The 22136-nt window shown below is 66.1% G+C and carries 21 protein-coding genes; 5 read left to right on the top strand and 16 right to left on the bottom strand.

Features of this window, described 5'->3' with window-relative positions; all coding sequences use genetic code 11:
- Nucleotides 1-3 precede the first annotated feature (3 nt).
- From HH302_RS16455 to HH302_RS16435, 5 genes are all read right to left on the bottom strand, one after another.
- Nucleotides 4-1362, bottom strand: a complete 1359-nt coding sequence (locus HH302_RS16455; RefSeq protein WP_172203336.1) for a DUF1501 domain-containing protein — start codon at nucleotides 1360-1362, stop codon at nucleotides 4-6.
- A complete protein-coding gene (locus HH302_RS16450) occupies nucleotides 1359-3086 on the bottom strand; it encodes a DUF1800 family protein (protein ID WP_172203335.1) in 1728 nt (575 codons plus the stop codon). The genes HH302_RS16455 and HH302_RS16450 overlap by 4 nt, the downstream gene beginning before the upstream one ends.
- A gap of 105 nt (nucleotides 3087-3191) precedes the next feature.
- Entirely contained in the window at nucleotides 3192-3809 is a 618-nt protein-coding gene (locus tag HH302_RS16445; protein ID WP_172203334.1) for a cytochrome b/b6 domain-containing protein, read from the bottom strand.
- 16 nt (nucleotides 3810-3825) lie between these two features.
- The gene (locus HH302_RS16440; RefSeq protein WP_172203333.1) at nucleotides 3826-4299 is read right to left on the bottom strand and encodes a cytochrome C; all 474 of its coding nucleotides are present in this window, start codon (nucleotides 4297-4299) and stop codon (nucleotides 3826-3828) included.
- Between the two features lies 1 nt (nucleotide 4300).
- Nucleotides 4301-4711 (bottom strand): DUF1924 domain-containing protein, encoded by a 411-nt coding sequence (locus HH302_RS16435; RefSeq protein WP_172203332.1) that lies wholly within the window; start codon nucleotides 4709-4711, stop codon nucleotides 4301-4303.
- A 102-nt stretch (nucleotides 4712-4813) separates the two neighbouring features.
- On the opposite strand from HH302_RS16435, the gene HH302_RS16430 reads away from it, so the two are divergent.
- Together HH302_RS16430 and HH302_RS16425 are read left to right on the top strand one after the other, a co-directional pair.
- Nucleotides 4814-5479 carry a winged helix-turn-helix domain-containing protein gene (locus HH302_RS16430; protein ID WP_172203331.1) on the top strand — a complete coding sequence of 222 codons (666 nt, stop codon included), beginning with the start codon at nucleotides 4814-4816 and terminating at the stop codon, nucleotides 5477-5479.
- Complete coding sequence (locus HH302_RS16425) at nucleotides 5476-6876, top strand: ATP-binding protein (protein ID WP_172203330.1); 1401 nt, start codon at nucleotides 5476-5478, stop codon at nucleotides 6874-6876. Before HH302_RS16430 ends, HH302_RS16425 begins: the two co-directional genes overlap by 4 nt.
- A gap of 17 nt (nucleotides 6877-6893) precedes the next feature.
- On the opposite strand, the gene HH302_RS16420 is transcribed toward HH302_RS16425, so the two are convergent.
- Both HH302_RS16420 and HH302_RS16415 read right to left on the bottom strand, forming a co-directional pair.
- Complete coding sequence (locus tag HH302_RS16420) at nucleotides 6894-7352, bottom strand: thioesterase family protein (RefSeq protein WP_172203329.1); 459 nt, start codon at nucleotides 7350-7352, stop codon at nucleotides 6894-6896.
- Nucleotides 7353-7436: 84 nt separating this feature from the next.
- Nucleotides 7437-8162, bottom strand: coding sequence for a uracil-DNA glycosylase family protein (locus HH302_RS16415; RefSeq protein WP_172203328.1), 726 nt, complete (start codon nucleotides 8160-8162; stop codon nucleotides 7437-7439).
- A 265-nt stretch (nucleotides 8163-8427) separates the two neighbouring features.
- Between HH302_RS16415 and HH302_RS16410 the strand changes: the two genes are divergently transcribed.
- Entirely contained in the window at nucleotides 8428-10440 is a 2013-nt protein-coding gene (locus HH302_RS16410; protein WP_172203327.1) for a methyl-accepting chemotaxis protein, read from the top strand.
- A 36-nt stretch (nucleotides 10441-10476) separates the two neighbouring features.
- Here the strand turns inward: HH302_RS16410 and HH302_RS16405 are convergent, their stop codons facing one another.
- From HH302_RS16405 to HH302_RS16370, 8 genes are all read right to left on the bottom strand, one after another.
- Nucleotides 10477-11163, bottom strand: coding sequence for a hypothetical protein (locus HH302_RS16405; protein WP_172203326.1), 687 nt, complete (start codon nucleotides 11161-11163; stop codon nucleotides 10477-10479).
- 168 nt (nucleotides 11164-11331) lie between these two features.
- Nucleotides 11332-12708 (bottom strand): alkaline phosphatase, encoded by a 1377-nt coding sequence (locus tag HH302_RS16400; protein ID WP_172203325.1) that lies wholly within the window; start codon nucleotides 12706-12708, stop codon nucleotides 11332-11334.
- A 29-nt stretch (nucleotides 12709-12737) separates the two neighbouring features.
- Nucleotides 12738-14171 (bottom strand): alkaline phosphatase, encoded by a 1434-nt coding sequence (locus tag HH302_RS16395; RefSeq protein WP_172203324.1) that lies wholly within the window; start codon nucleotides 14169-14171, stop codon nucleotides 12738-12740.
- Between the two features lie 113 nt (nucleotides 14172-14284).
- Nucleotides 14285-15571, bottom strand: a complete 1287-nt coding sequence (locus HH302_RS16390; protein ID WP_172203323.1) for an RNA polymerase sigma factor — start codon at nucleotides 15569-15571, stop codon at nucleotides 14285-14287.
- A gap of 6 nt (nucleotides 15572-15577) precedes the next feature.
- The gene (locus HH302_RS16385; RefSeq protein WP_172203322.1) at nucleotides 15578-15745 is read right to left on the bottom strand and encodes a hypothetical protein; all 168 of its coding nucleotides are present in this window, start codon (nucleotides 15743-15745) and stop codon (nucleotides 15578-15580) included.
- Nucleotides 15746-15782: 37 nt separating this feature from the next.
- Nucleotides 15783-16139, bottom strand: coding sequence for a YciI family protein (locus HH302_RS16380; protein ID WP_172203321.1), 357 nt, complete (start codon nucleotides 16137-16139; stop codon nucleotides 15783-15785).
- Nucleotides 16140-16150: 11 nt separating this feature from the next.
- Nucleotides 16151-16636 (bottom strand): VOC family protein, encoded by a 486-nt coding sequence (locus HH302_RS16375; RefSeq protein WP_172203320.1) that lies wholly within the window; start codon nucleotides 16634-16636, stop codon nucleotides 16151-16153.
- A gap of 88 nt (nucleotides 16637-16724) precedes the next feature.
- Complete coding sequence (locus HH302_RS16370) at nucleotides 16725-17141, bottom strand: YciI family protein (protein ID WP_172203319.1); 417 nt, start codon at nucleotides 17139-17141, stop codon at nucleotides 16725-16727.
- 159 nt (nucleotides 17142-17300) lie between these two features.
- Between HH302_RS16370 and HH302_RS16365 the strand changes: the two genes are divergently transcribed.
- Entirely contained in the window at nucleotides 17301-17999 is a 699-nt protein-coding gene (locus HH302_RS16365; RefSeq protein ID WP_172203318.1) for a glutathione S-transferase N-terminal domain-containing protein, read from the top strand.
- Nucleotides 18000-18011: 12 nt separating this feature from the next.
- Here the strand turns inward: HH302_RS16365 and HH302_RS16360 are convergent, their stop codons facing one another.
- Nucleotides 18012-19754 carry a MalM family protein gene (locus HH302_RS16360; RefSeq protein ID WP_172203317.1) on the bottom strand — a complete coding sequence of 581 codons (1743 nt, stop codon included), beginning with the start codon at nucleotides 19752-19754 and terminating at the stop codon, nucleotides 18012-18014.
- Between the two features lie 642 nt (nucleotides 19755-20396).
- Between HH302_RS16360 and HH302_RS16355 the strand changes: the two genes are divergently transcribed.
- Entirely contained in the window at nucleotides 20397-22127 is a 1731-nt protein-coding gene (locus HH302_RS16355) for a S9 family peptidase (protein WP_172203316.1), read from the top strand.
- The last annotated feature ends 9 nt before the right edge of the window (nucleotides 22128-22136 follow it).

Raw genomic sequence — 22136 nt, 5'->3', positions numbered from 1 at the left:
GCCTCAGGGCTTCATGAAGCCGAGGTCGCTGAGCGGGAAGTTCGCGAGCCCTGGCAACGCTGCCGCAATTTGCGCGGCGCTGAGCCCGAACCAGCGGGCCAGCGTCGCGGCGTATTGCTCCACCGACGACGCGGGAATCCAGCGACCCTGGCGCTCCCAGCTCTCCACGCCGACATCGTCCGCACCGCCGAGCACCAGGTCGGGGTAGCGGCCGTAAGTCTTGCCGCCTGCCACGGCGCCGCCGATCACCAGATGGTGATTGCCCCAGGCGTGGTCGGTGCCACTGCTTGCATTCGGCAGGAAGGTGCGGCCGAAGTCCGACATCGTGAAGCTGGTGACGGCACTGGCCTGGCCGATCCGCACCGTGGCGTCGTAGAACGCCGCCAGCGCTGCGCCGAGCTCCGCGAGGAGCTTCGGATGCCGGGTCAGCTGGTCGGCATGGGTGTCGTAACCGCCCTGCGCGACCACGAATACCTGCCGCCCGCTGCCGTTCGTCGCACCGTAGCGGATCAGTTTGGCCACCTGATAGAGCTGCTTGGCGAGCGGGGTGTCGGTAGCGCCGCTGAGATTGCCAAAGGCAATATCGATTGCGTCCGTCGAACCGCTGGCGGGCGTTGTCTTGAGTACCGGGCCGAGGGTCGCGCTGGTGTCCAGCGCGCTCTTCTGGATGCTGCCGTAGGCCTGCATCAGGCGGTTGCTGTAATTGGCGCGCGCCATTGTTTCGAGTGCTGCGCGTCGGCTCGCGTTCGGCCCGCCGAACCAGCCGCTGGGCGAGAAGTCGTCGCCAGGGCCCGGCAGGGCCAGCGCCGCGCCGGTGTCGCTGCTGCCGAAGCGGCCCGCACTGCCGAGGGCGAGCACCGGCCCGACACCCGCCTGTGCGGCGAGTCGGCCGCCCCAGCCGGTGCGGGCCAGCACGCTGCGCCCGGCGCATTCCCACAGCGTTTGCTGGTCGGAATGCGAGAACAGGTTGTCCGGCAGCGTCTTCGTTTTCAGATCGGCCTTGGTCAGTGGCACGGCGAGCGGGCCGACATTGAACACGGGCGCCAACGCACCCGCGGCCCACAGCGGGCCGAGCGGCGCAAGCGACGGATGCAGCCCATAGTCGCTGCCGATCGCGACAAGGGACGACTGCGCCACCGCCAGCTTCGCGCGCACCGCGGCGTACTGTGCGTAGCGCGTGGCGTCGCGCGGGATGATCGTATTCAGGCCGTCATTGCCGCCGTAGAGGAATACGCACACCAGCGCCTTGTATCCGGGCGCCGATTGCGCCTGTGCCTGAAGGCTGCCAAGCAGGCCGATGCTGGCTGCGGCGGAGAGTCCGCCGGCGTGGGCGGCGGAGCGAAGAAAGTCGCGGCGCTTCATCGTTGCACCTGATAGTCGGGCGAGGCGAGCAGCAGGTAGAAGGCGGTGCGTACCCGCTCGCGGCGGTAGCTGTCCTTGTAGCTCTTGGCATCCCAGGCGGCGATGGCGTCGATCACCGCGGCGCGGGTGCTGGCGCTGCTGCGGTTGCCGGTCAGCACGCGATCGATGCGGTCGAAGAGCGCGGCGGGCTCGTCGGCCGACGATTCGAATGGCGTGACGTTGGTCCGCGTACCGGTGGCGCCGGGGATCGAGCTGTCGGGCGTAATGCCGCCGCCGTTGCTCCAGTAGAACAGCCCGTCGCCCAGGTTGTAGCGCGTCATTGCCGTGGACGCATTGGCAACACCGAACTCCGGCGCCAGGTCGGGCTTGCCCGGCAAGGGATAGTCGGCCGGGAAGTAGTTGAAGACCGAGGGCGCGGTGTAGACCATCTGACCCAGCAAGGCGCCGATCCACCAGTAGAAGGGGGCGCCGTCGGTGGTGCCGTTGGCGGCACGCAACAGGTTGATCGTGAATTGCGTCGGCTCGCGCAGGCGTCCGTAGCCGGGGTCGTCGGCGCGGGCTGTGTCGCGCGCCTCCGGGTCGAGCAGGATCGCTGCCAGTGTGGCTTTCATGTCACCGCGCTTGCCGCTGCCGATGCCGTTCGAGCTGCCGCTGGCAATGGCGGTTGCAACACGCTCGACATAGGCCGGCGTCGGGTTGCTGGTGACGAGTCGCTGGATCAACTGTTTGCCGATGAAGGGCGCGAAGTTCGGGTGGCTGAACAAGGCGTCGAGTACGGCATCGGCGGCTTGGCGCGGTGTGCGCGTCGCCGGGATCGTTGCGCCGCCCGGCAGGCTGCGCAGCGTCTGGTCGTGTTGGGCTGGGTCGGCAAGCATTTCGCCGCGCAGGAAGGTGGCGTTGGTCCAGTCCCACTTGCCCCACGGGCTGACACCGCCCGCCGGGTAGGTCCAGCCGGTCAGCGCGTAGGCGACTTCGCGCACGCCGGTGTTGTCATAGGTCGCGCGGCAGCTACCGCCGTCGAGCTCGCCGCCGGGTGTCAGCGCACAGGGCCCGATCGTGAACAGCTGCATCAGTTCGCGCGCGAAGTTCTCGTTCGGCGCGTCCTTCTCGTTGTTCACCATGTTCAGATAAGCGCCCATCACCGGGTGCAGCGCCATCTTGCCAAGCAGTTCGCGCAGATTGCCGAAGGCGTTGTCGCGCAGCATCTGCTGATAGTCGCGCAGGCCGTAGGTGCCCTCCACCTCGTGGCCGGAAACGACCCAGATCTGCGAGAGCGCCCAGGCGGTACGCTGCCGCAGCTGATCGCGCCCGCTCAGAGCCTGGCGGTAGAACTCGCGCGACAGCGGTTCGGCCGAGTAGTAGTCGCGCCAGCAGTTGCTGCCGAGCATGCGTTCGGTGCAGAAATCCTTGAGGCCCGCGGTGTGAATCTCAGCCGAATAGTTCGCAAACGTGGAGGCCGGTGCGTCGAACTGGGTCAGCAGCCATTGTTTGGGGCCAAGTTGGGTGGCCTCCGTGATGGCGGCCTCCGAGGCGCCCCAGCCGCCCTGGTCGAGCAGGCGGACAGCCTCCTGGGCGGTCATCGGCGTTTCGCCGGTCGCGGGAGGTGGCGTGGGGACCGGGGCGGTCGTGCTGCTGCCGCCGCCTCCGCCGCCACAGGCGGCAAGCATCAGCGCAGCACTGGCCGCGATCAGCGCGGTTAGGCCGCGCAGGCGTTGTCTCTGCATGGGTCTGCTCGGGTTGGGTGATTTTTTTCACGAGCATACCCGAGCCATTCAAAACCATGCGGATGGCATCGGCTGACGTCACCCTTTCGCGCACGCGTCGGCCGCTTACGCTGCGATGCCAAGCCAGACCAGCAGCGCCCAAACGATAGCGGTCGTCCACCCGATCAGCGTCAGCGCGGCGAGCGGGTAGTTGCGGACTTCGGCCCCGGCGGGCGCGGGTGCGCGGCCGGTGAGCATGCTGCGCGGCAGGTTCTGGCGCTCCAGCAGGCTCATCACCACCACCCCGCCGAGGTGCACCACGATCAGCGCGAGCAGGCCTTCGGCGAGCGCTTCGTGCAGCTCGGCAAGTGCTTCGATTTCGTCAAAACGGTAGTTGAGCACGCCCGTGATTGCGGCGCCGAGGGCGAGCCCGAGCAGGCCGATGACGGCCCAGCCACCGATCACGGTATGGGTGGCGCGCGGTGCGGCGTGGCCGGCGAGATGGTCGCGCAGCTCGGCGATGGCGGCCGCGGGGCTCCGTACGAAGGTGCGGAAACGTGCCGACCTGCTCCCGACCACCCCCCACAGCAGGCGGAACAGCACGACTGCGCCGGCGACGCCGCCGGCTACGATATGCACCCGCTGCCAAGCTTCCTGCTCCGCGGTGAGCCATGCGATTGCCACGCTGGCGGCCAGCGCCCAGTGGCCGATGCGGACCGGCAGATCCCAGATACGAACGTTCATTACGGGCCTCCTTGGATCAGTCTTCAAAGCGACGGCCAACGGCCGTCAGGGCGTGTTCGCTGAAGCGGCCCTTGTCTGCGCCTTCGTGGCAGGCTTGGCAGTTCGCCGCGCTTTTCACCTCGGGCGAGCGAAACGCGCTGCTCGGGATCTCGTGGTGCTTGCGTCCGTACCAGCGGGTGTCGGTGATGCGTCCGCTGGCCGCGTCGAAGCGTTCGCCGTCCGGCGCGGCGTTGCGTTCAAGGAAGGCCAGGATGGTCTTGGCGTCGGCCGGCGCGAGGCTGGCGTCGCTGCCGAAGTGCTTCTGGAGTCCGTTCATGACGTTCTGCCAGCCGTGCTTTGCGAGAAGCTGCGGAGGGTAGGCCACATGGCAGCTGCTGCATTCGCTCTGCCACACGGGCGGTGCGCCGCTCGGCAGCGTGACGGAGCCGGCTTGGGAGGGTGGTGCGATCAGGCCGGCGAGCAGCGCACCGAGCAGGAGCTTGCTTTTCATGTCATGCCCCCGCGCGCAGGTAGGCAATCACATCGGCCTTTTCGCCCGCGGTGCATTCGCGGCCGACAACCTCGCGGCAATTGCGGCGGAACCACTTCTCGGTTTTCGCGGCATCGGTGAAGCGCTGCGGATTGGTGCGTACCGCCATCGGCTCGATCAGCTTGCCGGTGATGGCGTGCTTGCCGGCGGCGCTCGGATCGTTGCTGTGGCATTGCGTGCAAGCCGGGAAATCGGCGCTGACGCCATGGCGCTTTGTGAACAAGGCGCGACCGCGTTCCGCGGATGCGGCGAAGCCGGCCCCCGCCTGTGCCGCGTAGGCGGCTTGCAGCGTTTGCGGCGTGTCGGCCGCTGTCGCTGCGGTGGCGCAAAGCAGCCCCGCGGCGAGCAGCGCGACAATGGGAAGTGATTTCATGTTGAGTCTCCTCGGTTGGGTGCGCCCATTGCAGCCGGTGCGCCTTAAGGGGGGCTTAAGCCGTATCGGCGACAGTGCCGCCAACGATCAATGGGAGGCGCCATGCGGGTGCTGCTGGTGGAGGATGACAAGCCGCTCGGGCAGGCGGTGTGCGACGGCCTGGCGGACCTGGATGTGCGCTGCGAGTGGGTCTGCGATGGCGTGGCCGCCGAGGCCGCGCTGGCGACCGATGCGCAGAGCCTGGACGCCGTGGTGCTCGATCTGGGCCTCCCCGGCCGGAGTGGCCTTGCGGTGTTGAGCAGCGCACGTGCGAACGGTCTGCGCCTGCCGGTGCTGATCCTGACCGCACGCGACAGCGCGGAGGACATCGTGGCGGGCCTCGACGCGGGCGCCGACGATTACCTCGTCAAGCCCGCTGATCTGCGCGAGATTGCCGCCCGCCTGCGCGCGCTGGTGCGACGCGCGGCCGGCCATGCGCAGGCGCGCCTCGCCTGCCGCGATATCGTGCTGGAACCCGCCTCGCGCCGTGCTTGGAAAGACGGCGCCGAGATCGAACTCTCGGGGCGCGAGTTCGATATCGCCGAACTGCTGCTGCGCCATGCAGGGCAGGTCGTCACCCGTGAGCGCATCGAACAGGCGATGTACGGTTGGGACGGTGGCGCCGAGAGCAACGCGCTCGAAGTGCATATCCACCATCTGCGCCGCAAGCTCGGCGCAGACTTCATCCGCACCTTGCGAGGCATCGGCTACATGGTGGAGCGCGCATGAGCCCGCGCCTGTCGCTGACCGCACGCGTCGTCTTGATCGTGACGCTGGCGCTGGCCGCTGGCGGCGCCGGCATTGGCTGGCTGGTGTTTCGTGCCGCCACCGGCCAGGCCGCAGAGCTCTTCGACGGGCAACTCGTGCAGACGGCCGAGATGCTGGTCGCCGTAGCGCACCAGGGCGATGGGGCGGCGCCGCACAGTGGTGAGCAACACGACGCTGACGACCATGACGACGATACTGCCGATGCGCTGCATGGCGGTGCGCCACGTGAAATCCGCTTTGGGCGGCGCTTCCGCCAGGTCCTGGTGTATCAGGTCTGGAGCGCCGGGCCGCAGCCACGTCAGCTGGCGCGCAGCCCCCATGCGCCGGATGAATGGCTGCCGGCGAGCAGCGAGGGTTTTACCGATGCGCGGTGGGCCGGCGGTGCGTGGCGATTCTTCCGCTTCGAGCGAAGCGGCTGCATCGTGATCGTCGGGCAGAACGCCGAGGTGCGACAACGCCTGGTGCATGAGATCGGCGAGCACGGCTTTACACCGCTGGCGATCGGTTTCCTTGGCGTGATCCTGCTCGCCTGGGGCGCCATCGCGCTGGGCTTGCGCCCGCTCTCGCGCCTGGCGGGCGAATTGCAGCAGCGCGCACCCGACCAGCTCAGCCCGTTGGCCGAAGGGCCGCGGCCGCGCGAGCTGGCCACGCTGGTCGCTGCGCTGAACGGGCTTTTTGCGCGTGTCGCGCGGGCCTTCGAGAACGAACGCCGCTTTACCGCCGACGCGGCGCATGAGCTGCGTACCCCGCTGGCGGCCGTTGCAGCGCAGATTCAGTCGGTGGAAACCGCGCCGGATGAAGCGGTTCGCGCGTCGCGCTTGCGGCAGGCGCTTGCCGGGGTGCAGCGGATGGCCCGGCTGGTCGAGCAACTGTTGGCCGCCGCGCGGCTGGATGCGCTGGATTCGGTGCGGCGCGAGTCGGTCGATCTAGCTCAGCTGGCGCGCGAGCTTGCGGCCGAGCGGGCAGCGGCAGCGCTGACGCGCGACGTGGAGCTTGCGCTGGAGGCGCCGGACAAGCTCCCCGCGCAGGTGCAGCCGGAACTGATGCGAGCGCTGCTGCGCAATCTCATCGACAACGCCGTGCGCCATGCGCCGCCAGGCTCCGATGTCACGTTACGCCTTGGCCGCGAAGGTGCGCGCGTACGGCTCTCGGTCTCGGATGCTGGCACGGGTGTCGATGCGGCTTTGATGGCGCAGCTGGGTGAGCGATTTGTTCGTGGCGAGGCGATGGCCGGCACGACCGGCGCGGGGCTCGGTTTGTCGATCGTGCGTCGCATCGCCGCGCTGCATGGCGGCGAGCTTGCGTTCGCACGCGCTGACGAGGGTGGTCTGAAGGTCGAAGTGCTGATCGACGCCTGAGCGGTGCGGAGCGCCGATCAGGCCGGCACCGGGCGCCCGCGTGCAACCGCGAGCGCCAACGTTTCGTCCGTGATCACGTCGAAACACTCGCGGAAGCTTTCCGGGATCTCCGCCGGTCGGCCGCTGCGCCCGTCCACGTAGACCCACAGCGTCTCCGCGCGGGCCAGTATCTGGTCGTCCGTGTCGCGCCGCAGCACGTACCGGCGTGGGGATGTCTGCCCGGAAAAACCCGCGATCCAGGTGATCAGCGTCAGTGCGTCGCCCGCGTAGGCCGGGCGCAGGTAATCGATGTGATGGCTGCGCACCACCCAGCTGCTCTGCGTCTCGATGTAGCGCTCAATGTCCCAGCCGCAAAAGGCGGAATGCGCGGTGGCAACGTCCTGCATCCAGCGCAGGTACTCGATGTTGTTCACATGGCCGTTGAGGTCGATTGCACTTTTGGGCACGGTGAAGCGGTGGGAGAAAACGCTGCGCATCGGGGACTCCTGCTGGCGAGAAATGCTGCACTGCAAAATCTAGCAGTGATTCGATTCGTTTGCCAGACGAAGTTTTGCAGTGCATCAATCCAGCCACACCCCTTGGTCGCGCAATTGTTTGCTGGCCGCCTCCGCCCAGCCCCGGTTCGCGGCCGGGCTGGCCGGGCTGGGGTGAAGCACTCGGCCGAATTTCACCGGCAACCCCGCCAATGCGGTGCGCGCGCGAGTTTCCGCCCAGGCGCCCACGCCAATCAGCCACTCCGGTTCGAGAATCTCGGCCATTGTTCGCAGATGCGCGTCGCAGGCAGCCAGCAGGGGGGCCTGTTCTGCGGCCGGGAGCTTGTCCGGTGTGGCGTTGCGGGCCTGCTCGAAGAAGGCGAGTGGGCAGTAGTTGGCGACGAAGTGTTCGGCAAAGAACGCCTCGGCGGTGCCGAAACGCTGCGCGAACAAGCCCCACAGGCGGCGGCCGCTGACCTCCGAACGGGTGCAGGCGAAGCCTTCGATCGGCCGCTTCGGTGTCTCCAACGCAGGCTTCACAACGCCGCCAGAGATACCCATCCAGTCACGCACCGCGGCGATCTCACCGAACGGCACACCGGTCTGCACCATGCCGAAGGGCCCCGGGTTCATGCCGAGAAAGATCACGCGCTTGCGCCCCTTCGCGAATCGGCGCAGGTATTCGGCGTTGGCCTCGCGAGCGTAGTCCAGCGGGTTGTACACATGGCTGATCGGCGCGGCGAAATGCAGCGCATCGCAGGCGGCGGAAAGGGTGTCGGCAGCGGCAATCAGGCGGGGGGCGAGGTCAGTCATGGCGGCGGCGGTTTGCAAGCGAAGGCGGGAGTTTAAGGCCTGTGGCGGCGCCGGGGTTTGCACTGCGGGGTTTCGTGAACCAAAGTTAAAGCCGCGGTCGCGGCTCGGGGGAAGTCCGCTGGCCGGCATCGGGATAGCAGATCTTGCCCGCAAGCACAATGATCGTCGCCCCCGCATTGTGGATATTCCGGACTCAAGATGCGGCGCCGGATGCCGCTTACCGTTGAATTGATCCGACGAAGCCTCGGAAGGGAGTGCGCGAGTCATGAAAGCCCTGTTCGGTCCGGCAATCTCGCTGATGAACCGCCTCAGTTACCCGAAGAAATACCTCGTGATGGGAAGCATGACGTCCCTCGCGATCCTGATTCTGATGTTCCACCTCTTCACGTCACTGAGCGCTTCGATCCGCTACTCGCGCGACGAACTGGTGGGCCTGGAGCGACTGCAGGAGACGCAGAAGCTGATTCGCGCATTGCAGATCCATCGTGGTTCATCGACGGCGGTGCTGTCTGGCAACAAGGCGCTGGAAGAGACCCGCGCCGGACGCGAGAAGGAAATCGGCGAGTTGATCGGCAGTCTCGACAAGGCCTTCGACGAACGCACGCTTGGCAAGAGCCCGGCGTGGCAGTCGGTCAAGGACAAGTGGGGGCAGATACGGGGTGGTTGGGCGCAGATGGCGCCGCCTGACAACCTGGTCGCACACACGCAGTTGCTGGCTGACACGATTGTCTTTCAGGTGACGGTGGCCGACGACTACGGTTTGATGCTGGACCCGGAGGCCGACTCTTTCTATCTGATCGACGCTGTCGTCAACAAGTTGCCGGGCGTGCTTGAGAGCCTCGGCCAGAGCCGCGCACGCGGTACCGCCATCCTGACCAAGAAGGAAATCTCCGAACAGCAGAAGATCGAGATGGCGGCGCTGCTGGCCCAGATCGATTCGCAGATGCGGCTCTACAAGATCGGGCTTGAAAAGGCGGCGCGCGGTGACGCCCGTGACAAGCTCGCGGGCGCCGGCGACGAGTTGGGCGGCGCGGTGAAGGAGGTCGCCGACGTGATCCGGCAGGACATCATCAGTGCCGCGTTTGCGACCGACCCCAAAGCCTACTTCGATCTGACCACGCGCACGATCGACAAGGGCTACGACAAGATGTTCACGGTGATCCTGCCGACGATCTCGACCCTGATCGATGCGCGGATTGCACGCATGACCCGCACGATGGTGTTCGACTTTGCCAGCGTGTCGGTGCTGCTCGCGTTCGCGATGTGGCTGTGGCTCGGCGCCTACTTTGCGATCGTCGAGCAGATCACGAACTTCTCGAACGAGGCGCGCCGAATGGCGGCGGGCGACCTGACTGCGCGGGTGCCGGCCACAACACGTGACGAGATGAGCCAGTTGGTGCGCAGCTTCAACGACATGGCCGACGCCTTCTCGGGCCTGATCCGGAAGACCCGCGAGGGGGCCGATCGGGTGACGCAGGCTTCGCAGGAAATGGCGCGCTCCGCCTCCGAGATTTCCACCGCATCGCAGCAGGAGGCGGACGCCGCTTCCAGCATGGCCGCATCGGTCGAACAGATGACGGTCGGCATCACGCATATCAGCAGCAGCGCGGACGATGCCGGCAACGTTGCAACCGAGGCAGGGCGCCTGTCGGACGAAGGGGCGGCAGTGGTGACACGGGTCGTCAGCGAAGTGCGTGGCGTGGCCGAGGCGGTCGCGCATGCAGCCGAGGTGGTGGAAGAGCTGGGCCGGCACTCCGACGAGATCAGCAAGATCGTCGGTGTGATCAAGGAAGTGGCGGACCAGACAAACCTGCTGGCGTTGAATGCCGCGATTGAAGCCGCTCGTGCCGGCGAGCAGGGCCGCGGCTTCGCGGTGGTGGCCGACGAAGTGCGCAAGCTGGCCGAACGCACTGCCAAGTCGACGCAGGAGATCACCACGATGATCGAGGCGATCCAGCGCGGCACGCGCAGTGCGGTGGAATCAATGAAGACTGGTGTCGAGCGTGTCGAGCAGGGTGTCGGGTTGACGGAAGAGGCCGGTGTGTCGATGCAGGCGATTCACCGGGGTGCCGGACAGGTGACGCAGGCGGTAACGGACATCTCAATGGCGCTGCGCGAGCAGAGCAGTGCAGCCACTGAACTGGCGCAGCGGGTCGAGCAAATCGCACAGATGGCGGAAGAAACGAGTGCCTCGGTGGCGGACAACGCAGGCACCGCACGGCACCTCGAAGCGCTCGCTGAGGAGCTGCAGGCGGAGATCCGCCACTTCAAACTCTGAACGGTGCGAGGCGGGGCGCATGCCCCGCCCGGTCGGTCAGTCCAGCAGGTCGGTGTAGTCCTTGCGGCTGTACGCGGCGAGGCTGTTCCAAGGCTGCGTCGGCACAGCGCCCGGCTCAAGCTTCACTACGGTGCGCGACGCGCGGCTGCCATCGTCGCGGCCGGATTCCACGCGCAGCGCAAGCTTCAGCGAATCGGACCACAGCACCCGCATGTATTCGCCGTTGGCGCGCTGCTCGTACCAGCGGGCACCGGCGATGGTGCTCTCACGCTTGCTCGGTGCAAGGCGCGTGACCAGTGCTGGGTCGATCAGCGACCAGGCGCTTTCCCACTTGCCGTCGAAACCCACCGCGTCGTAGTCGCGCGGGCTCATGTCGACCCGCGTCTTCAGGTCAGGACGAATGAAGCTCAGGCTCACCTTGCCCTGTTTGTCGCGGCCGACCAGCTTGGCAGCGCCAGCCAGATCGGACGGGTGCAGATGTGCTTCGCCGGCGTGAGCGTGCTCGCCGGCCTCGGCCGCTGGCGTACCGGCGGGCTTGATGCGTTCGGTCCACACATGGCTGTCGCTGCGGACCAGGCGCTCGGCAAAGCGGGTGGTCTTCTCGACGCCGTCGGCGGTGATCCAGCGCGATTCAACCTGGACTGTGGCAACCAGCGGTGCCGTGCCGGCGGCGGCGATCAGCGGCAGTGTGCCGAACAGCGCGCAGAGGATTGATTTGTTCATCAGCTTTCACCCAAAAACAAAGTTGCCGGCGAGGCCAAAGCCAACGCCGGCGGAATCACGCCACGGCCTCGCGCGCGCCGCGCCTGCGGTACGTTTCAGCAACAGGGAGAGGAGGTCTGTTGCTGCAACGCTGACAGGCGCGGCCGCGTGGTCGGCCGGACTACGCGATCAGAGCCCCAGCGCGCTGCGCACCAGGCCAAACACCTTGGTGTTGTCCATCGTGCCCTTGAAGCCCGCATTGCCGGCACCGGTGGACATCAGCATCACGTCGCCGCCGCCGTGGGTTTCGGAACCCATGCGCACGCCGGTTTCCTGCAGATAGTCGTCGTGCAGTGCCTGCGTCGCGTCGGCCGCGCCGGAGACGATGCTGGTGCGCACATCCTTGCGCGTCGGGCCGTTGCCGAACACCAGCGTGGTGTAGGTGTTGCCGTCGGCGTCCAGGTTCGGCGTGTTGTCCTTGTACGAACGCGAGATGTCGAGGATCGGGTTGCCACGCTTCGAATAGCCGTTGATCGTCATCGTGTGGTCGTGGTCAGCGGTCACGACGATCAGCGTGTTCTTCAGGCCCGGATCCTTCGCCTGCATGGCGTCGAGCGCGGCCTTGATCGCATCGTCGAAGGCTACCGCGTCTTCCAGCGCGCGCTTGGCGTTGGTGCCGTGCAGTGCGTGGTCGATGCGACCGCCTTCCACCATCAGGAAGAAGCCCTTCTGGTTCTTGGCGAGCACGTCGATGGCCTTGGTCGTCATCGTCGCGAGGCTCGGCTGGTCGAGGTTCTTCTTGACGCGGTCCAGTTCGTAATCGACGTGGTCCATGTGGAAGAGGCCGACGAGCTTGCTGGTCTTGCTGGCGTCGATCGCGGCAAGCGCGGTGCCGGTGTCAGCGTAGGTGTAGCCGGCAGCCTTGAACTCGGTGACGAGGTCACGACCATCGATACGCTTGCCACCATTGGCCTTCGGCAGGAAGTGGCGGCGGCCGCCACCCATCAGCACGTCGAGGCCATCCTTCAGCGCCGCGTTGTAGCCGACGCCGCCCGGCACCGCTTGCGCCGCGATGTCGTTCTCGGCGTCGCGGTGGCAGATGTGGGCGTACGTGGCGGCCGGCGTGGCGTGCGTCACGCGGGTCGTCGTCACGGCGCCAACAGCCTTGCCGGCGGCCTTGGACAGTTCCAGCAGCGTCGTGGCCGGCGTGCCGTTGCCGGTTGCGGGGCAGGTGCTGCTGCCGTCGGCGGCCGGTGCCTTGGCGACGGTGTCGCTGCTCATCGACAGCACTTCGTTGTTCATCTTCACGCCGGTCATGTAGGCCGACATCGACGGCGCCGAGTCGGTCGTCTGCGCGTCGTTGGAGAAGGTCTTGATGCGCGCGGTGCGGCGCAGGCTTTCCATGTTCAGCGCACCGGTTTCGCCGTACTTGTAGATGCGGGCTGCGGTGACGGTGGTCGGGCCCATGCCGTCGCCGAGGAAGAAGATCACGTTCTTCGCCTCGCCGGCCGCATGCACGGTGCCGGCTGCACACAGCAGCGCGGCGATCAGGGTTTTCTTGATCATGTTGAATCCTTGCGGTGATGCTGGGGCGGTCACAGGCCGGCCGCCGCTTTGACGAGGCCGAACACGGCGGTGTTTTCGACGAAGCCGCCGAAGCTCTCTGCGCTCTTGCCGGTCGCGCCGATGAACACATCGGTGCCGCCGTGGGTTTCAGAGCCCGTGCCCATGCGCACCGCCGCTTCCTGGTGGTAGGTGCTGGCGAACACGACGTCGTCGGTCAGGTCGGTGAAGGTCGAACGATTGCCCGCCGGGCGGTTCTCGCCGTTGCCGAAGCCGATGATCGTGAAGGGCTTGCCGTCGGCATCCTTGGCCACGCTGCCGTCGCTGTAGTTGCGCAGCAGGCCCAGCACGCCGGGGTTGCCGGCGCTGGTCTTGCCGGTGCGCTTGGCGTAGCCGTTGAGCACCAGGGTGTGGTCATGGTCGGCGGTGACGACGACCAGCGTGTTCTTCAGCGTCGGGTCGGTCTTCTTCATCTCGTCCAGCGCGGCCTTGATCGCGTTGTCGAAGGCGATCGTGTCCTGCAGCGCCTTCTTCGCGGTGGTCTCGTGCAGCGCATGGTCGATACGGCCGCCTTCCACCATCAGGAAGAAGCCCTTCTCGTTCTGCTTCAGGCGCTGGATCGCCTTGACCGTCATCTCCGCGAGGCTGGGTTCCTTGGCCGGATCGCGGTCAAGGTCGTAGCTCATGTGGCTGGAGGTGAAGAGGCCGACGAACTTGCCGGCCTTGGTCGCGTCGATCGCGTCGAAGCCGGCGCGGTCGGTGGCGACGGTGTAGCCCGCGGTCTTCAGCTCGGCCGTCAGGTCACGCTTGTCGGCGCGCTTGCCGCCGGCGTCGGTGGTCAGGAAGAACTGCTTGCCGCCGCCCAGCACCACATCGATGCCGTCCGCCAGCTTGGTGTTGTAGCCTTTGCCAGCCGGCACCATCGCGGCGGCGATATCCGCTTCCGCGTCGCGGTGGCAAACATGCGCGTAGGTCGCAGCCGGCGTGGCATGCGTGACGCGGGTGGTGGTTACGACACCGGTGCCGCGGCCAGCCGCCTTGGCGAGCTCAAGCAGCGTGGTAACCGGCGTGCCGTTGGCGGTGCCGCAGTTGCTGGTGAAATCCGCATTCGGGTTCTTCGCCACGGTGTCGGTCGACATCGAGATGACTTCGTTGTTCATCTTCACGCCGGTCATGTAGGCCGACATCGACGGCGCGGAGTCGGTGACCTGCGCATCGTTCGAGAAGGTCTTCACGAAGCCGGTTTCGGGCAGCGTGTCCATCGTCAGCTGGCCGTCTTCGCCCACCGAATAGATGCGCGCGGCGGTGGTCGTGGCGATGCCCATGCCGTCGCCGAGGAAGAAGATGACGTTGGTCGGGGTCGGTTTCGCGACCACCGGCGGTTCCGGTGGTGTGCTGTCCTTGCCACCGCAGGCCGCCAGGGTGGCGGCGGCAAGCAGCGACAGCGTGAGGGTGTGGAAGCGCATTGCGCAAAGCTCCAGAGATGAAACGGAACGCGGAGGGTAGGCTGCGCAGATGACAGTAAAACTGTCGCGCGGGTTACGACAAGATGACAGGCGCGACCGCGCCCCGGCCGGGACTAGCCGCGACAGCGCGCGGCGCGGGCCTGCAGCAGTGTGTGCTCGCGCTGGTTGCGCGCGAGGCTCGCGGCGTGTTCGAACGCGGTGGCGGCCTCGGCCAGGCGGCCGAGCCGTTCGAGCAGATCACCGCGCACCGCCGGCAGCAGGTGATAGGCCTGCAATGCCGGGTCGGCCTGCAGTGCGTCGACCAGCGGCAGTGCGTCGGCCGGGCCGTACGCCATCGAAAACGCCACCGCGCGGTTGAGCGCGACCACCGGCGACGGATTGCGCTGTGCCAGGGTGTCGTAGAGGCTGACGATGCGCGCCCAGTCCGTGTCTTCGACGCGCGCGGCGCGCGCATGGCAGGCAGCGATCGCCGCCTGCAGGGTGTAGGGTCCAGCGTTTGGCTGCAGCGCTTCGGCGTGGGCCAACGCAAGCAGGCCGCGCCGGATCAGCAAGGCATCCCAGCGGCTGCGATCCTGATCCTGCAGCAGGATCGGTTCGCCGGAGGCCGATAGCCGTGCAGCAAAGCGCGAGGCCTGGATCTCCATCAGCGCGACAAGGCCGAAGACTTCTGGCTCGTCCGGCATCAGCCCTGCAAGCACGCGCCCCAGGCGCAGAGCCTCTTCGCTCAGCGCAGGGCGCATCCAGTCGCTGCCCGAGGTGGCGGCATAGCCCTCGTTGAAGATCAGGTAGATCACTTCCAGCACCGATGCGAGGCGGCCCGCCAGCGCCTCGCCACGCGGCACTTCGAAGGGCACGCGGGCCGCCGCAAGGCTGCGTTTGGCGCGCACGATGCGCTGTGCGATCGTCGCTTCCGGCTTGAGGTAGGCGCGGGCGATTTCATCGGTGCTGAGGCCGCCCATCACACGTAGCGTGAGCGCACAGCGTGCCTCGGGCGGCAACACCGGGTGGCACGCGGTGAAGATCAGGCGCAGCACATCGTCGCCCACGCCGCCGCGCAGCGCATCATCGAGCTTGGCCTCGCGCGCTGCGTCGGCTTCGTCGCTCGCGACGGCATGCTGAAAGTCCAGTTCGCGCGCCACGTCTTCGGCCTTTCCGGCGGCAATCTGCTCATGACGCAGGTGATCCAGCGCGCGGCGCTTTGCCGCTGTCGTCAGCCAGGCGCCGGGCTTGTCCGGGATGCCGGCCTGTGGCCAGTGCTCCAGCGCGGCGACGAGCGCATCCTGCGCGAATTCCTCGGCCAGGCCGACATCGCGCACGATGCGCGCCACCGCACCGATCACGCTGGCGGCTTCGATGTGCCAGATCGCCGCGATGGTGCGGTGCGCGTCGTGCTCGGCCATGGGCGGCTACACCCGCACCGCGCGCACTGCGCCACTGCCGGCCGCCGCATCTTCGGAGATCCGCGCGGCCCGCTCGACGCTGAAGGCGCCGCGGTGTGAGGCCGCATGCGCCAGCAATGCGGCAATCAGCGCGGCGAGCGTGGCAATGACGAGCAGTACGGTGACAGGGCGCATGTGCTTGCCTACGGTGGGTGCGCGGCGCGAGCCGGGCTCAGTCCGCATTGCAGGGCGCACATTCGCGTACCTCCACGGTGGCCCAGTTCACCGCCGGGCAGCGGTGGGCGATGGCGATCGCCGCCTCGCGATCCGCGACGTCGAGCCAGAAGAAGCCGCCCACCATTTCCTTGGCTTCAGCGAAGGGGCCGTCGCGCACCTGAAGCTCGCCCTCGGCGGCGCTGATCCGCACCGCGTGGTCGTCGATGCGCAGCGATTGCGCGGCGCGCAGCACGCCCTCGCGTTGCAGCGTATCGGCGTAGGCCATCATGCTGTCGTAGAGCTCACGCGCGCGCTCGGGCGAGTTGGCGGCGCGCGCGCCGCGCTTCTCCACAATCATCAATAGGTAGCTCATCGTTCGTCGCCTCAGGCGGTGGCGTCCGGGCAGCCCTGGGGCATTGCGGCCGCGATCTGTTCGGGGGTCAGGTCGCGGATATGCGTTGCGACCGACCACTGGTGGCCGAACGGATCCACCAGCTTGCCATAGCGATCCCCCCAGAACATGTCGGCCACCGGAAGCGTGACACGTGCGCCGGCTTCGATGGCACGCGCAAAGGTGGCATCGACGTCTTCGACGAACAGATGGATCGTCACTGGCGATACCGTGCCGGCTTGTGGCCCGACCGCGCCAAAATCCGGGAACTCGTCGTTGAGCATCAGCGCCGAGTCGCCGATCTTCAGCATGGCGTGCATCAGCTTGCCGTCCGGGCCCGGCAGGCGTCCGAGCGTCACGGCGCCAAACGCGCGTTCGTAGAAGGCGATTGCCTCGGACGCATTACGGCAAACCAGATGCGGCGTGAGGCTGTGCATGCCTGCGGGGATCTTTTGCACTGCAGTGTGAGGGGTGTTCATGGGGCTCTCCTTGCCTGGGGTTGGGTGGGAGCACGAGCGGCTCCTTTTGCACGACGCACGAGCATCGCGTAATTCGACATCCTGCTGCTCAATTCTTGCTGCCGATGCCAAGCGCTTCGAAACGGGACAGCGCATCGGAGGGCGGAAAGGCTTCAAGGCCCATCAGCGGGCGTACTTCAATTTCTGCGGGGCGGCTCCCGCCTGCCGGGTTCGGGAAGCGGCGCGTCCATTCAAGCGCCTCTTCGCGGCTGCGGGCCTGAATCAAGGTATAGCCGGCAATCAGTGATTCGGCTGGCGCGAAGGGGCCGACGAGCAGTTCGCTGCCGGCTTCGCCGTAGCGCACGCGCCAGCCTTCGGCGCTTGGGTACAGGCCCGAGGCATCGAGCAGCGCGCCGGCGCGTGCGAGGTCTTCGTGGAAGGCGGCCATTTGCGCGATCAGCGATTCGTCCGGCATTGCGCCGTTCTCGGAGTCGCGGGAGGCTTTGACGAGGATGAGGTATCGCATGGTGGGCTCCGGTTAGATCCCGGCACGGCGCGCCGGGCACATCCGTACGACGCGCGAGCGGTCACGAAATCGACACCCGCTGCCGATATCCTCACCCTGCAAGGGTGTCCTCGCCCATGGCAAACTCGGATGTCTCGATACCCGCTTCAAGGAATGCCCATGAACGACCTCAGCCAGTTCGCCATCACCCACAAATGGCCCGCGCAGCATCCGGAACGCATCCAGCTCTATTCGCTGGCAACGCCCAATGGCGTGAAGGTCTCGATTGCGCTGGAAGAGACCGGCCTGCCGTACGAGGCGCACAAAGTGAGCTTCGAGACGAACGACCAGATGTCGCCGGAGTTCCTGTCGCTGAATCCGAACAACAAGATCCCGGCGATCCTCGATCCGGACGGCCCTGGCGGCAAGCCGCTGGCGCTGTTCGAGTCCGGAGCGATTTTGATCTACCTCGCGGCGAAGTCGGGCCAGCTGATGCCGGATGATCTGGCCGCACGCTACGAGACGCTGCAGTGGCTGATGTTCCAGATGGGTGGCATCGGCCCGATGTTCGGCCAGCTCGGCTTCTTCCACAAATTCGCCGGCAAGGATTACGAGGACAAACGCCCGCGCGACCGCTACGTTGCCGAATCGAAACGCCTGCTCAAGGTGCTCGACGAGCGCCTCGCCGGGCGCGACTGGGTGATGGGCGACCAATACACGATTGCCGATATCGCGATCCTGCCCTGGGTGCGCAACCTGATCGGCTTCTACGGTGCCGGCGAGCTGGTCGAGTTCGAACGCTTCCCCAACGTGCGCCGCGTGCTGGATGCCTTCCTGGCGCGCCCGGCGGTGGCGCGCGGGCTGACGATTCCCGCCTGATCGGCTGCGGCTTCAGTGCCGCCGCCACTGCGCCGCTGCGGTGGCAAGGCTCTGCGCGGCAATCTCGCGGCAGGCCGCGTCCAGCGTGTCGCGCAGCACCGGCGGGGTGTCGCCAAGCCAGGTGCGCAGTGGGTGCAGTTCGCTCTGCCAGGCGAGCGGCAGTCGCTGCGCTAACGCGTCACCTGCGCGGACCCAGTCCCAGTGGCCGCGCAGGTGCAGGCGCACCGGTAGCTCATCCAAGTTGGTCGGCTGCGCCCCTTCGGGCACGAAAGCGATGCCTTCGAGTGCGAGTTGCAGCGCCGGTGCCGCCGGTGCGGCCGAGGCTTTCAATTGCGGGTGGCCAGTGATGCCCTGGTCACGCCAGGGTGCCGCCTCGCCCTGAGACAGTGCGGCTTGCAGACAGGCGCGCAGGGATGCGGCGTCCAGCGCCGGCGTTTTGTGCAATGTGATCACAGCGTGCGTCGGCACTTCGGCCGGCCCCTGGCTGCGCCCTTGCGCACGCTCGAGCAACTCCTGGCCGCTCGCGACTACGCCGCCTGCAACCGCGCCGGTCGAGAACAAGGCCGCGCAGGACAGCAGCATCTCCGGCGTGCAGGCGCCGGTCTGGCACAACGCACACGGCAAGGCGACCAGACTTCCGCCGACCAGTGCCGCATCGCTCAGGCGTGAGAGGAATCCGCTTGAACCCGGCTCCACCGAAATCACCGGCAATGTATCTGCGACGCTGATGGCGACCGATTCGTCAATGCGCCCAAGCGGCACCTGATCGCCCAACCAGGCCGCAGCCGTTGTCAGCGCATCGCGCGCCGCCGGTGCGGCGCTGAAGCCCTCGAAGCGCAGCTTGCCGGCCTCTTCGGTGGCTACGACCAGCATTGCCGGATGCTGCGTCGCATCGCTGTGTGCCAGCCGCAATGCGGTGTAGGGCAGGCTCAGTTGCGGGCGTAGCACGTCGCCATGACGGGTCAGGAAGTAGAGATGCTTCTCGCCCAACCACAGCCAGCCGCTCTCGTCGACCAGGCTGCCCAACAAGCTGAGTGCGCCGGCATCACGCAAGCCCGGGTGCCAGCTCACCGGCACGCGGAAACGCAGTTGGCGCTCGTCGATCTCGATGCGACTCACGTCAACGCGCAGGGTGCCGACCGGGCTCAAACCGTGCCGCACCACGCCGCACACCTGTTGCCCGTCGCGCGCCAGCGCGTCGGCGGTGGTGAGCACGATCAGATAGGCGGCGTCATCGGGTGGCTCAATGAGATCCAACCGCGCCGCGAACACATCGGCCAGGGCTTGGGTGGCGCAGGCGCCGTCGGGTGCGGCGGCGGTGATGCGGCGGCGGATCTGGAATTGTGCGTCAAGCACCATCAGCGTGGGTTCGAACGCGAGCATGCGAAAGTCCGGCCAGCGCTGCAGCATTGAGCCCGGCTCCGCACTGCGTTGGCTCGCGACCACGATCTCGGCCGGGCGTTTGAGCTCGGCGATACGAAATGCGGCGAAGAAGCTCTTGCCGCTATCGAAGGCATGGGCGGGGGATGCGGGGCTGATCGTCAGCGACTGTGTGCCGGCCTCTGCGAGCGTCGCGTAAGGCAACTTGGCGAGTGAGGCGCAGCAGTCAGGGGCTGCCGCCAGCGCCGCGGTCAGTTCGGCAGGGACGCGGGCATGGGTCTCGAACAAGGTACCGCCGTCGCTGCCCGGCCGGATATCGACCGAAGCGCAACCGGCAAGGCCCACGATCAACATCGCCCACACACCGCGCCACACGGCTCTGTCCTCATTCCCCAAAGCGAGGCTTCGCTTTCATTTTGGGAGCGCCAACCTAGGTGAACAAGCCGTGCTTAAAGCGGGTTTGCGCGCGGTCAGCCAGAGGGGCCGAGCGCTCCACTCGTTGAATGGGGCCTCTTGTGGACGTTCGGCGGGCGTTCGATCGACGGCAGTTCAGCGTGAGCGAACGCCACGACTCGCCATCGTGATTCGCAAAAAAGACTCAGTGGAATTGCCGCAACGCTTAAGGCCGAATGTGCACCATGCCGCACAGGGGAATACGTCTTTGATGGATTGGCTTGGCGGCGGCGCTAAGCTTTTATGCCTGCAAAGGCAGCCGGTTCTGTTTCCGTGCTGCGTATGGTTGATTCCATTTATGGAGTCCTGAGTTGTCGGGCATCCACTCCGCTAACGGTTTCGCTACCCATGACTATTTGTCGTTTCCTTGCGGCAGGCTTTGCTGCCCTATTGGCTAGCCCCCCCACCTTTGCCGCACAGCCGCCCGCAAAGCCTTCTGTCGAGGCGTTCTTTGCAGTACCGGCGCTGTCCAGTGCGTCCATTTCTCCATCGGGGGACTACCTTGCACTCCGCGTCCGAAATGCAAATGGAAGGATTGCGCTTGCTGTCGCCGAGTCGGGGAACTTGAAGAAGACCACGACACTTGCGAACTTTCGCAATATGGACGTCATCAGCGTTGAGTGGATAAACAATGACCGATTGCTTTATCGCACCGCGGACAAGCAGGGGGATACGTTTGGCGTCAGCGTGTTTGCGGTGAATCGGGATGGCACTCGCGAGCGTCGTATTCAACTTGGACCGGCCCGGATACTCGGCACCAAGGGGGACGGCAGCTCCTACGTGATCATGAAGGAATACCTCATCAATCATCTTGATTGGAGCAGCGATAGTTCGAAGCTCTATGCGCTAGACACACTGGACGAACGCTCATACCCGATGACGACGGGAACTCAGCCGCCGCATATTCGTTCCTGGATTGTTGGCGTTGATGGCACCGTGAAGTACGTTATCTGCAGCTGGAAGGGGATACGGACGATCTACCGTTGGGCTGATGAGCAGTGGAGCAAAGTCACCGAGTACGACATGTACAAGGGCGTTGGCGTTACGCCCATTACGGTGGATATGGATGGGAAGGTCTATGGAGTCGTGGAGCGAAGCGGCGGCACGACGGCGGTCCATCAACTCGATCCCGCCACGTTGCGCCCCGCCGCTGAGCCTTTTGTTGAGATTGAAGGTTTTGACTTCGACGGCCATCCCGTTTTTGATGCGAAGACGAGCAAGCTACTTGGCGTTCGCCACTTAAGTGATGCGTGGAGCACCACGTGGGTCGATCCGGGTATGGTCGAAATTCAGCGCAGGGTCGATGAGAAGCTTCCGCAAACCATCAATACCGTGCGATGCGGCGATTGCGCGGCCACGCCCGTGTATCTCGTCGAGTCGGTATCTGACCGCCAGCCGGAACAGTACCTTTTGTTTGATCCGAAAACAGACCGTCTGACCGCGTTGGGATCCGTTCTGCCGGATATCGAGCCCGAGCAGGTCGGAAGTCGGGAGTTCTCAAGGTTCAAGGCCTCGGACGGCCTGTCAATTCCGGTGTATGTGACGCGCCCTGCGGGCGGGGGGGCTGGCCCACACCCGGCCATCGTTCTGGTTCATGGTGGTCCTTGGGCCCGTGGCGCGACGTGGGAGTGGTCAACAGAGGCGCAGTTTTTCGCTTCGCGCGGCTATCTGGTCATCGAGCCCGAATTCAGAGGCAGCACCGGCTTCGGGTTCGCTCATTTCAAGGCTGGCTGGAAGCAGTGGGGAAAGGCGATGCAACGTGACGTCGCCGACGCTACGAACTGGGCGATCGCGCAAGGTCTTGCGGACCCCAAGCGGATTTGTATTGCCGGTGCGAGCTATGGGGGATACGCAGTACTGATGGGGCTCGCTCAAAATCCGGAGCTATTCCGCTGCGGCGTGGAGTGGCTTGGAGTGACCGACATCACTTACATGTTCCGATACACACTGTCCGATGCGAGCGACGAGACGCGGGAGTATGGCCTGCCTGTTCTGGTCGGAGATCCTGATAGCGAAAAGGACACGCTGATCAGCATGTCGCCGGTCTCGGTAGCAGAGAAGATCCATCAGCCCTTGTTGATGGCCTATGGTGGTGCTGATAGCCGAGTTCCCGTGGATCACGGGAATGCGCTACGTAGTGCTATACGAGGTGTGAACGACAAGGTCGAGTGGCTTTTCTACGCCGATGAGGGGCATGGCTGGTTCCACGAGCCGGTACGCATCGACTTCTGGTCGCGGGTGGAAAAGTTTCTGGATCAGAACCTACGTGGCACCCCAAGTGCTGGAGCCCATTGAGGGCCAATG

Origin of the sequence: Niveibacterium sp. COAC-50 (assembly GCF_013184235.1) — a bacterium.
Taxonomy (GTDB): Bacteria; Pseudomonadota; Gammaproteobacteria; order Burkholderiales; family Rhodocyclaceae; genus Niveibacterium; species Niveibacterium microcysteis.
The sequence above is the reverse complement of the archived record's forward strand: the minus strand, read 5'-3'. Positions and strand labels throughout refer to the sequence as shown.